This window comes from Xanthobacteraceae bacterium, from assembly GCA_019454205.1.
In the GTDB taxonomy this organism is placed as follows: Bacteria; Pseudomonadota; Alphaproteobacteria; order Rhizobiales; family Xanthobacteraceae.
In genome coordinates this window covers 1193437-1205275 of record CP075369.1, presented here as the reverse complement: position 1 = coordinate 1205275, position 11839 = coordinate 1193437, and the positions used below count along the sequence as shown (strand labels likewise).

Genomic DNA, 11839 nt, shown 5'->3' with positions numbered 1-11839 from the left:
TCCTATTCGGCGGCTTGCGGAAGTTTCGGCGTGGCGCCGAAGTCTTCCGGAAAATGGGTTAACGCGCTCATCACCGGGTACGGGGTAAACCCCCCAAGCGCGCAGAGGGATCCAAACTTCATCGTGTTGCAGAGGTCTTCGAGCACTTCGAGGTTCTTCGCGCGGTCCTTGTTCGCGATGATCTTGTCGAGCGTTTCGACACCGCGGATAGAACCGATGCGGCAGGGCGTGCACTTGCCGCAGCTCTCGACCGAGCAGAACTCCATCGCAAAACGCGCCATCTTCGACATGTCGACGGTATCGTCGAACACGACGATGCCGGCGTGGCCGATCAGGCCGTCGCGGGCAGCGAAAGCCTCGTAATCGAACGGCGTATCGAAATAGGCTCGCGGGAAATACGCGCCGAGCGGACCGCCCACCTGCACCGCACGGACCGGGCGTCCGCTCGCCGTACCACCGCCGATTTCATCGACAAGTTCGCCGAGCGTGATGCCGAACGCGACTTCGTACAAACCGCCGTGCTTGATGTTGCCCGCAAGTTGGATCGGCATCGTGCCGCGCGAGCGGCCCATGCCGAAGCCTTTGTAGAACTCCGCCCCCTTGTCCATAACAATCGGCACGGTAGCGAGCGACAGCACGTTGTTGATCACGGTCGGCTTGCCGAACAGGCCGATGATCGCGGGCAGCGGCGGCTTCGCGCGCACCTGCCCGCGCTTGCCTTCGATGCTTTCGAGGAGCGAGGTTTCCTCGCCGCAAACATAAGCGCCTGCGCCGGTGCGGATTTCGATATCGAACTCGTAGTGCGAGCCGAGAATCTTTTTACCGAGCACGCCGCCCTTGCGGCCCGCTTCGCAGGCCACTTCCATAGTTGCAATCGCGTGCGGATATTCGGAGCGGATATAGACGTAACCCTTGGTGGCGCCCGTCGCGACACCCGCAATCGTCATGCCTTCGATCAATACGAAGGGATCGCCTTCCATGATCATACGATCCGCGAAGGTGCCGCTGTCGCCTTCGTCGGCATTGCAGACGATGTATTTTTGATCCGCCTTTGTCGTCGCGACGGTCTTCCACTTGATTCCGGTCGGAAAGCCTGCACCGCCGCGGCCGCGCAAGCCGGAGTTGGTTACTTCCTCGACGGTCTTTTCCGGCCCGATCGCAATTGCTTTCGCAAGGCCCTTGTAGCCGTCATGCGCCTTGTAATCTTCGAGCGAGCGCGGATCGGTAATGCCAACGCGCGCGAAGGTGAGCCGCGTCTGGTTCTTGAGCCACGGAATTTCGTCCGTGATGCCGTGCGAGAGCTTGTGCTTGCCATCGCCGAGCATGGCATCGAGCACGCTCTCAACATCGCCAAGTGCTACAGGTCCATAAGCTACCCGTCCTTGCGAAGTTTCCACTTCAAGCATCGGCTCCAGCCAGTGCATGCCGCGCGAACCGTTGCGGACGATCTGGATTTCCTTGCCGCGCTTCTTGGCGCTCGTAGCAATCGCAGCCGCAATTTCATCCGCACCGCAAGCAACAGCGGCGGCATCGGCGGGAACGAAAATCTTGACGCTCATCGCTTGGCCTCCGCGACGAGCTGATCGACGCGAGCCTCATCGAGACGGCCATAGATTTTTCCGTCCAGCATCGCAGACGGCGCGACCGAGCACAGACCAAGGCAATAGATCGGCTCGAAGGTCACGCGATCATCGGCGGTGGTCTCGCCGATCTTCACGCCGAGCTTCTGCTCTGCGCGCGCGCAAAGATGATCGCCGCCCGCAGCCTGACATGCTTCCGCGCGGCAGAATTTCAGAACGTGCTGTCCCGCGGGTTCGTGACGGAAGTCGTGGTAGAAGGTGAAGGTGCCATGCACCTCGGCGCGCGAAATATTCAGCGCTTCCGCAATTATCGGAATGATGACTTCGGGCACATAACCGAAAGTGTGCTGAACGTCATGCAGGATCGGAAGCAGCGCACCCTTGCGCGCCGCATGACGCGCGATGATTTCGCGCGCGAGCGTCTCGTTCCAGGATTCGTATTTTCCCATTGGACTCAAGACCTTCTGCCGCCTGCCATGGTCTCAAGATGCCGATTTGGAGGTACTCCAATCAATATTGGTGTTTCGTGCTGCGATAGGGAAAAACTATCAATTTTCAGCCGTTTGATACAGAAAGTAGGCCATCCCCAGCGAGATAAGGGCCATTTCCCTACCTAATTATTTGATATTACTAAATAATACATGACTTTAGCCCGATTGCGATTTTCTATCATCGGGTTTTATGGATGGATTAAAGGCAAGAATACCGTTCACCAACGTCTGTGAACGACCAGACGTCAGCGCCCGCCGGAGACATTCAGGACCGCGCCGACCACATAAGAAGCCTGCTCGGACATCAGGTACATCACCGTATCGGCTACCTCCTCGGAGGTGCCCGGACGCCCTATCGGGATGACCGTCTTCATTTTCTCCAGCCGGTCAGCCAGCCCCGCGGTGGCGTGAATGTCGGTGGCGATCAGGCCGGGCGAGACCGCGTTCACGCGAATGCCCTCGCCGATCACCTCGCGCGCAAGACCAATGGTGAAACTGTTCATCGCGCCCTTGGTCGCGGCGTACCAGACATAGTCCCCCGGCATGCCGAGAATGGACGCCATCGAACCGATATTCACGATCGCGCCGCCCTTGCCGCCATGCTTCGTCGACATGCGGCGCACCGCTTCACCCGCGACAAGGATCGCGCCGGTCACGTTCACATCGACAACTTCTTTGAGCTTCGCTGCGTCGATATCGGCTACGCGGTTCGGCGTACCCATGATGCCGGCGTTGTTCACGAGATGGGTGACACGGCCGAGCTTCTTATCAACTTCGGTAAACAGATTGGCGATGTCGCGCGGCTCACCCATATTGCCTTTCACGGCAATAGCGCGGCGGCCCGCCTTCTCGATGTCAGCAACAACTTCCCTCGCAGCCGCTTCGTTGCCGACGTAGTTGATAGCAACGTCGTAGCCCTGCTTTGCTGCGAGCCGCGCGATGGCAGCACCAATACCCCGGCTGCCGCCGGTGACGACCATAATCTTTTCGCCAGACATGTTATGCTTCACTTACTTCTCTAGTGGCCCTTCGCGACACCGAGGTGATTGTCAAGCACATCGGAATTACGCGAAAGTTCGTCAGCGGTACCGTGGAATACGAACCTGCCGGATGAAATTACATAAATCTCGTCGGCGACGGCAAGCGCAAGACCGAGATTCTGTTCGACCAGCAATATGGCGTGACCTTCGGCCCGTAAGCGAACAAGGATTTCCTCGACCTTCTGCACAAGCTTCGGGGCGAGACCCTCGGACGGTTCGTCCATCAGGATCGTGGAAGGATTTGCCATCAGCGCGCGGCCGATTGCGAGCATCTGCTGCTCGCCGCCGCTCAGCGCACTTCCTAAATTGTTGATGCGGTCGGAAAGCTGCGGAAACTCTGCGAGCACCGCTTTTATATCCCACTGCTTGTGCGCGCGGTTGATTCCGCGCTTCCCTTTTGCGAGCGCGCTGGTCGGCAGCATGAGGTTCTCGCGCACGGTTAGCGACTTAAAGATACGGCGGCCCTGCGGAACGAGGGCGATGCCCTCCTGCGCGATCTTGTACGCAGGACGATTGGCAAGCGACTTCCCTTCGAAAGTCACCTCGCCCGTGCGCGGCGGCGTCAAACCGGCAATCGAGCGGACCAGCGTGGTTTTGCCCATGCCGTTGCGGCCGAGAATGACGGTGATCTTGCCCGGCGTCAGCGCGAGGCTCAGGCCGTGCAAAACATAGCTGTCGCCATAATAGGTGTGAATGTCGTTGACGCGGAGCAGCGGTTCAGAGGCGGCCAAAATACACCTCCTTCACGGCACTGTCCTTCTGCACTTCGTCCGGAAGGCCGTCGAAGATCAGCTTACCGCGATGAAGAACGGTCACGCGGTCGGCAAGCGCCAGCGCGACGTCAATGTCATGCTCGATCATCAACAACGTAATATCGCGGCTAAGACCTGAGATCATCTTCGAAAAGTGCGTGCGCTCACTCGGCGAGAGTCCCGCACACGGCTCGTCAAGCAACAACACGCGCGGATTAGAGCTAAGCGCCAAAGCCAGTTCGAGCTGACGGCGTTCGCCGTAAGACATCGAATTGACTTCCTCGTTCTCGCGCCCTTCGAGGCCGACACGGATCAGCGCCGCCTTCGCGCCCTTCATTAAATCGTCATAGGAAGTGACCGGCTTCATCATCGACCATTTGCGCGGGGATGTCCCCAACATGCCGAGCAGAATGTTTTCGAGTGCGGTCAGTTCGGTGCAAACGTTCGAAATCTGGAAAGTGCGGCCCATGCCCAGCGCCGTGCGCTCGTTCTCCGAAGCATGGGAAATGTCTCGCCCCAATAACATGATCCGTCCCGCGGACGGCTTGTGGGTTCCGGAGATACAGTGAAACAGCGTAGTTTTGCCGGCACCATTGGGACCCAGCAGAACCCTTCGCTCGCCCTGCGGAATCGCAAGCGAAACGGAATCGACAGCCCGCAAACCGGCAAAAAACTTCGAGACGTTATCGACTTCGATGGCGATGCCGCTCATGCGCCCTCTCCGCGATTGTTGGCATTATCGTTCGCGAAGATACGCTTCAGGTGCGCCAGCCCGCCCTTGATGAGACCGATGATGCCATTCGGCGCCCACAACACGGTGGCGATAAAGACGACGCCAAGCACAGCAGTCGAGTAGTGGATACCGCTGTTACGAATGCCGAGCACAATTCCGGAGCCGATGAAAGGCCCGAGGATTGTCCCCGTCCCGCCGACGATCGCCATCAGGATCGCCTCAACAGAAATCGGAAAGTTCGCCGCGTTCGGGTTCACGAAGCGATTGTAATAGATGTAAAGCACGCCCGCGAGACTGGCGTAGAACCCTGAGATTACGAACGCCACGTAGAGATGCGCGCCGACGCGATAGCCGAGACTGCGCATGCGGCTTTCGCTCGACTTGATGCCTCGCAAGGCCAGGCCAAATGGCGAGCGTGTAAGTACCCAGTAGACCGCGAGGCACACCACCAGCACTGCGAGTACGAAGTAGTAATATTCGATCTTGGTATCGACGACATATCCTGCAAACTGCGGCGGAGGTACGTTCGTTACGCCATTGTCACCGCCGGTGAACGACGCCCACCGGTACGCAACGCCCCAGATGATGTAGCCGAACGCGAGCGTAATCAGGATGAAGTACACGCCGCGCGTACGCACCGACGCTGCAAATACGACGGCAAGCAATGTCCCAACGCATAGTCCGGCCAGCGATGCGGGAATCGTGGTCACGCCATGGCGAGTCTGCAGGATCGCGACCGTGTAAGCCGACACCGCAAAGAATGCCGCATGGCAAAGCGAGAACAAACCTGCATGGCCGAGCAGCAGATCGGCGGACAGCGCGAGCAAACCGAACACCAGAATCTGCGTAAGCAGCGCTACCCAGTATTCGCTCGCGACCAGAGGTACCGCGGCCAGCAGCGCGGCAAGGACGACAATGCCGACGATACGGAGATTCATCGTCAGTGCTCCTTGCCGAAGATTCCGGTTGGCCGGAACAGGAGCAGCACGGCCATCGGGCCGAACAGTACGAAGTAAGAGAAATCCGGCAACAGCCAGCGGCCAAATGCATCGAGCAGCCCGACCACGATACTGCCGATCACCGCGCCTTCAAGGCTGCCGAGACCGCCGACAATGACGACAACGAGTGCTAGAACAAGAATATTCCACTCTTCGGCTGGTGCGAGCGTCAGGATCGTGCCGCCGACGACGCCCGCAACACCCGCCAGGAACGAGGCAAGCGTCGACACCAGCACGAACAGAACGTTGACGTTGATACCGACGGCATTGACCATCTCGCGATCATCGACACCTGCGCGCACGACCGCGCCGATCTGTGTCTTGTGATAGAGCAGCCAAAGCGAGAATGCCGCGACCACACCAAGCAGGATGATCGCGATACGCAGTTTCGGATAATAAATGTCGGCGGGCAGAACCAGCGAACCGCGCAGATAGGACGGCAACGGAATCTTCAGGTTGTCGCCGCCCCAGATTACCAGACATGCCTCGCCCACGATGAAGGCGACGCCGACCGTCAGCAGGACTTGTGCAAGGTGATTTGATTCAATGGGGCGAATGAGAAAACGGTCGACGAAAAAGCCGAAGACGATGATTGCGGCACCGCCGGCCAGCAACGCAAGCTCGAAACTTCCGGTGGCGCGCATCACGGTCAGGCCGACATAACCGCCGAGCAGATAATATGCGCCGTAGGCCATATTCACGACGCGCATCAAGCCAAAGGTTACGGTGAAACCGCTGGCGAGCAAGAACAGCAGCGCCGCAAGCGACAAACCGTTGAGTACCTGGACGACGATAGCAGTCATTGATTCAAACGAGCGTTGGCGAAGGGGATAGAAAAATACCCGGGCGGCGCTTGCGCGCTGCCCGGGCTCCGAGTTTCGAGATCAGCGCTTGTAAGGACCGCGTGCCAGAAATTCTTCCGGCTTCCACGTCCAGAATTGCGACACTGCCTCGTAGGTCTTCACCGGCTTGTTCATCAGAATGTTGCCGAGCACCGGATGATTCACCTTCTCAACCCGCGAGATGTAAACGTTCTGGATCGGGTTGTCGTAGGCGTCGAGCTTTACCGGTCCGCGAGGAGCCTTCACTTCGGTCTTGCGGATGGTGTCGAGGAACAGCTTCTTGTTCTCGATGTCGCCGTTGATCTTGTCGAGCGCGGTCTTGATCCAGAGACCCGCGGTATATGCGGATTCGGCGAACCATGACGGCACGCGCTTGTAGAGCTTGATGTGCTCTTCGCGGAACGCAATGTTTTCGGGCGTATCGATGCCGGCGACATAGTGCAGCGAGTTGCTGACCAGGCCCACTGCACGCTCGTCGATCTGCGGCAGCACGTCTTCATGCAGCCAGTAGCCGCCGTAGATCTTGAACTTCTTGTCCATGCCGTAGTTGAACCAGTCTTCAAACAGGCGGATGCGATCCACGCCTGCAACGACTGCGATCACCGCGCCGGTACCGGCGGGAATGCTGTTCACGGTGGTGCCGTAGTCCTTGGTACCGACCGGATTCCAGATGATGCGATCGACCTTGCCACCGAGATCGGTAAAGGTCTTGATCGCGCCAAGCGTCACTTCGTGGCCGAAGGTATAGTCGGCCGCGATGAACGTGACGTTGCGAAGGCCGAGTTCCTTGTAGATGTATTCGCCCATCGGATGACCGATCTGGCTCGACGACACCGCGGTGCGAACGACAGTCGGTGTGCGCTTCCACTTCGTCACGTCGTCCGCGCCTGCGGGATCCATCACGAGCGGAATACCGGTTTCCGCGCTCACCTGCGCGACGGCCGGACCTTCGTGACCGCAAAGCGGACCGACGAGAAGATCGACCTTTTCCTGCAACGCGAGACGGCGCGCCTGTGTAAGCGCCTGGTCGGGATTACAGGTCGTGTCGGCGACCACGATTTCGATCTTTCGACCGCCCGCCACGTTGTTCACGCTGTTCCAGTACTGGCGGAAACCGTTGACCATTTCCGCGCCCGGCGATGCGAGCGGACCGGTGATCGGTGCAAGCAGGCCGATCTTGATCGGTTTCTTTTCCTGTACCTGTGCCGGCGTCGAGCCAAGCACGACCGACAGCGCAAGTACGGCGCTGCCGACAAGTAGACCGCGGATTTTTAGCATTCTCTCCTCCCTGGACGCTTGTGCCCGGGTTTTCCCCAGTGCTATGTGATCACAGATCACTGCTTTTGACCCCTGCTGTCAAGACGGTCAACGCAAAAGTTGTCGTATGAATCTCGAAGATCCCGCCCTCGCCGGCCTGCAACCCATCGACAACGAGACGCTGGGAAAGCGCGTCTATAATGAATTGCGCAATTTCCTGATGGTCGGCGGCGTGCAGCCCGGCGAAAAGTTGACGCTGCGCCAACTCACCACCGCGTTCGGCACCAGCCTGATGCCTGTCCGCGAGGCGGTTCATCGCCTCGCCGCGGAAGGCGCGCTCGAAGTCCTGCCCAACCGCGCGATCCGCGTACCGAAGATGTCGCGCGCGCGTTTCGACGAACTCGTAAAACTACGTGTGATGCTCGAAGGACTGGCTGTTGCGACCGCCTCGACGCGTATGAAGCCGCACGACATCGAGCACCTCGAAGAAACCAACGAGGGCTTCATCGCGGAAATGCGCAAGCCGCCGGAATCGCAACAGCCTTTTCTCCTGAACAAGGAATTTCATTTCACGATCTACCGCGCGGCCGAAATGCCTGTGCTGCTCGGCATGATCGAGAACATGTGGTTGCAATTCGGTCCCTTCCTTCACTTCTCAATGGGCGTGAAGGGGCGCATGGCGACCAACAAATTCGCGCCGGAATCGCACCGGCGCATGATTCAATCCATGAAAAGGCGGGACGGCGAAATCGGACGCAAGGCGCTGGAGGACGACATTCTGGGCGCAGTCGAACTCATTCTGCAGTTCGGCGACATTCCCGCATAGTTCGAGGGCAGACAATGAATTTCTCTATCCGCTTCGGCGCAAACTCCGGCGCGCAACGCAGCGAAGACGAACCGCTGATAACGGGACGCGGCCAATTCACCGACGATCTCGCAATGCCCGGACAAGCCTATGCTGCATTCACGCGTGCGCCGGTCGGGCACGCGAATGTTACGCGCGTCGATGCGAAAGAAGCGCTCGCGATGCCCGGCGTACTCGGCGTTTTCACCGGAGCGGATCTGGTCGCGGATGGCCTGGGCGGAATTCCACCCGTCGCTAGTGCGCCAGGCCGCGACGGCAAGCCAATGGTCGCGGCGCACATGCAGGTATTGGTACATGACCGCATCCGGTATGTCGGCGAGCCGGTCGCCATTGTCGTCGCTGAAAGCCTGCGGCAGGCACTCGATGCCGCCGAGCGCGTCGAAATCGAATACGAGATTTTGGAAAGCGCGTCGCATGTCGATCATGCGGTGGCAGCCGGCGCGGAGCCTTTGCATGAAGGCGCCCCCGGCAACATCGCGCTCGATTGGACCGATGGCGACGCGAAAGCAGCCGAAGAAGCATTCGCAAGGGCCGCTCACATCGAGAAAGTGAAGTTGGAAGATACTCGCGTCTCCCCTGTCGCAATGGAGCCGCGCGCGGCCATTGGCCAATGGGATGCGGAAAAGCAGCGCTACATTCTTACCGCCAGCACGCAAGGCGTGGCCGTTGTCCGCAAACTTCTCGCAGAAGGCGTATTCAAGGTGCCGCTCGACAAAATCCGCGTACTAACGCCGGATGTCGGCGGCGGTTTCGGCATGAAGGCCCAAGCCTACCCGGAATATGCCGCAGTGATGTACGCGGCGCGCAAAACCGGGCGCGCGGTGAAATGGCGCGCGTCGCGCATGGACAGCTTTCTCGCGGACTCCCACGGGCGCGACGGCGTGCTCGAAGGAGAGATGGCCTTCGACAAGGAAGGGAAAATCCTTGGATTCCGGATGCGGACCGCAGTCGGCATCGGCGCATATACGTCGCAATATGCCGCGATCTTTTCGACCGCCAACACGAAGAACTGCTTATCCAGCGTATATCGAATCCCGTGCATTACCATCGACGTGAAGATGGTGTTCACGAACGCTGCACCGCTCGGCCCCTACCGTGGTGCGGGCCGGCCCGAAGCGATCTATATGATCGAGCGGCTGCTGGATAACGCCGCGCGCAAGATGAAAATCGACCGCGTAGCGATCCGCCGCAAGAACCTGCTTCCGCCCGAAGCCATGCCTTACCAGACACCGAACGGACCGATTTACGACAGCGGTGAGTTCGAGAAATGCATGGACAAGGCCTTGCTGCTCGGAGACTGGAACGGATTTGAGAAACGCCGCGCGGAGTCGAAGGCCAATGGCAAATTACGCGGAATCGGCATGTGCTGCTTCCTCGAAGTAGCGGGCGGCATCTTGAACGAGAAAGCCGATCTGCGTTTCGACCCGGACGGCACCGCCGCAATCCGTCTCGGCGTGCAGGCCATGGGGCAAGGGCACCTGTCCACGCTACCGAAAGTCGTGGCCGACCGCCTTGGCATCGACATCACGAAAGTAAAGCTGATCGAAGGTGACAGCGACGAGGTGCCCGATGGCGTCCCCTCCGTCGCATCGCGCTCTCTGATGATGGCAGGAAGCGCCGCGGCGCTGGCTTGTGATGCCGCGATTGCCAAAGGTAAGCCCCTCGCCGCGCAAATCTTCGGCGTTGACGAAGCGATGGTTGAATACAAGGACGGCGATTACCGCGTTCCGGCGACTAACCACGTTATCTCCATTCTCGATCTCGCGCGGCGCGCGCCCGACCGGCAACCTATTCCGGCTTCGGCGCAGAGTTCGCTCAACTCCCTGTCCGAGTTTGTTTCGCCGCAGATGTCATTCCCGAATGGCTGTCATGTCTGCGAAGTCGAGATCGATCCGGATACCGGCGAAGTCGAAGTCGTGCGCTATGCTGCGGTCGATGACGTGGGTAACATTGTTCACGAAACCATCGTGGACGGTCAGGTTCACGGCGGCATCGCGCAGGGTCTCGGCCAGGTGCTTGGCGAACATGTCCAGTACAACGATGGCCAGCTCATCAACGCTTCGCTGATGGACTACTTCGTTCCGCGCGCGGACTCGATGCCGATGTTTAGGACCGGGCATCACGTCGTGCCTTGCACTACCAATCCAATCGGCGTGAAGGGTGCCGGAGAGTCCGGGGTCGCCGGCTCACTGCCTTCAGGCATTGAGGCGGTCATCGACGCGCTGTCCGAGTACGGCATCGAGCACTTCGACCTGCCTGCCTCGCCTGCCCGTGTGTGGGCTGCGATCAATGGCAAACTCTGAGCAAAGAACGTCTTACAAAAACGGAAAACGAACGATGGCGAGCGCAAAGAAAGTAATCGTAACCTGCGCTGTGACAGGCGCGATCCATACGCCAAGCATGTCTCCGCACCTGCCGATTACCCCGGATCAGATCGTGGCGGAGGCCGTTGCGGCCGCCGAGGCCGGGGCTGCAATCCTGCATTTGCACGCGCGCGACCCGGAAACCGGACGCCCGGATCAAACCCCGGAGGCTTTCGCGCGCTTTCTGCCGCGCATCAAGCAGCAGACCAACGCCGCCATCAACATCACGACCGGCGGAAGTCCTTACATGAAGGTTGAGGAACGCGTTCTGCCGGCGGCGAAGTTCAAGCCAGAAGTTGCATCCCTCAATATGGGGTCGATCAACTTTGCGCTGTTTCACCTTCTCGACAAATACAAAGACTTCAAGTTCCCATGGGAACGGGAGCATCTCGAAAACTCGCGCGACCTTGTATTCAGAAACTCGTTCAAGGACATCGAGTACATCCTGAAAACCTGTTACGATAACGGCACGCGCTTCGAGTTCGAGTGCTACGACATTGCCCATCTCTATAACTTGAAGCATTTCCTCGACCGCGGCCTCGTGAAGCCGCCGCTGTTTATACAGTCCGTGTTCGGATTGCTTGGCGGTATCGGCCCTCACCCAGAAGACGTGATGCACATGAAGCGCACTGCCGACCGGCTGTTTGGCGACTCCTATCGCTGGTCGGTGCTCGGCGCTGGCCGCAACCAGTTTCCGATCGCTGCCATGTCGGTCGCGATGGGCGGCAACGTCCGTGTGGGCCTCGAAGATTCGTTATGGGCAGGAGCCGGAAAGCTAGCGAAGTCGAATGCCGAACAGGTACGCCTGGTCCGTCAAATGATCGAAGGCCTCGGCCTTGAACTGGCTACGCCGGACGAAGCACGCGAGATCCTCTCGCTTAAGGGCGCTGACAAGACCGCTATCTGAACACTTCGCCC

11 protein-coding genes are annotated in these 11839 nt (G+C 59.2%); 3 read left to right on the top strand and 8 right to left on the bottom strand.

The window, feature by feature from the left end; all coding sequences use genetic code 11:
• Nucleotides 1–2: 2 nt before the first annotated feature.
• The 8 genes from KF794_05940 to KF794_05905 form a co-directional block, all read right to left on the bottom strand.
• Nucleotides 3–1559, bottom strand: coding sequence for an NADH-quinone oxidoreductase subunit NuoF (locus KF794_05940; GenBank protein QYK46224.1), 1557 nt, complete (start codon nt 1557–1559; stop codon nt 3–5).
• Entirely contained in the window at nt 1556–2029 is a 474-nt protein-coding gene (locus KF794_05935) for a formate dehydrogenase subunit gamma (protein QYK46223.1), read from the bottom strand. The genes KF794_05940 and KF794_05935 overlap by 4 nt, the downstream gene beginning before the upstream one ends.
• 287 nt (nt 2030–2316) lie before the next feature.
• Nucleotides 2317–3069 carry an SDR family oxidoreductase gene (locus KF794_05930; GenBank protein ID QYK46222.1) on the bottom strand — a complete coding sequence of 251 codons (753 nt, stop codon included), beginning with the start codon at nt 3067–3069 and terminating at the stop codon, nt 2317–2319.
• A gap of 20 nt (nt 3070–3089) precedes the next feature.
• Nucleotides 3090–3842: an ABC transporter ATP-binding protein gene (locus KF794_05925; GenBank protein QYK46221.1), complete on the bottom strand. Its 753-nt coding sequence runs from the start codon at nt 3840–3842 to the stop codon at nt 3090–3092.
• Nucleotides 3829–4575 (bottom strand): ABC transporter ATP-binding protein, encoded by a 747-nt coding sequence (locus tag KF794_05920; GenBank protein QYK46609.1) that lies wholly within the window; start codon nt 4573–4575, stop codon nt 3829–3831. The genes KF794_05925 and KF794_05920 overlap by 14 nt, the downstream gene beginning before the upstream one ends.
• A complete protein-coding gene (locus KF794_05915; protein QYK46220.1) occupies nt 4572–5534 on the bottom strand; it encodes a branched-chain amino acid ABC transporter permease in 963 nt (320 codons plus the stop codon). The genes KF794_05920 and KF794_05915 overlap by 4 nt, the downstream gene beginning before the upstream one ends.
• Nucleotides 5535–5536: 2 nt before the next feature.
• A complete protein-coding gene (locus KF794_05910) occupies nt 5537–6397 on the bottom strand; it encodes a branched-chain amino acid ABC transporter permease (GenBank protein ID QYK46219.1) in 861 nt (286 codons plus the stop codon).
• Nucleotides 6398–6478: 81 nt separating this feature from the next.
• A complete protein-coding gene (locus tag KF794_05905; protein QYK46218.1) occupies nt 6479–7714 on the bottom strand; it encodes an ABC transporter substrate-binding protein in 1236 nt (411 codons plus the stop codon).
• Between the two features lie 106 nt (nt 7715–7820).
• Between KF794_05905 and KF794_05900 the strand changes: the two genes are divergently transcribed.
• Genes KF794_05900 through KF794_05890 form a run of 3 tightly spaced genes read left to right on the top strand, consistent with a single transcriptional unit; the run spans nt 7821 to nt 11828 of the window.
• Nucleotides 7821–8519: a GntR family transcriptional regulator gene (locus KF794_05900; GenBank protein QYK46217.1), complete on the top strand. Its 699-nt coding sequence runs from the start codon at nt 7821–7823 to the stop codon at nt 8517–8519.
• A gap of 14 nt (nt 8520–8533) precedes the next feature.
• Nucleotides 8534–10861, top strand: a complete 2328-nt coding sequence (locus KF794_05895; protein QYK46216.1) for a xanthine dehydrogenase family protein molybdopterin-binding subunit — start codon at nt 8534–8536, stop codon at nt 10859–10861.
• A gap of 34 nt (nt 10862–10895) precedes the next feature.
• Nucleotides 10896–11828, top strand: a complete 933-nt coding sequence (locus KF794_05890) for a 3-keto-5-aminohexanoate cleavage protein (GenBank protein QYK46215.1) — start codon at nt 10896–10898, stop codon at nt 11826–11828.
• Nucleotides 11829–11839 lie beyond the last annotated feature (11 nt).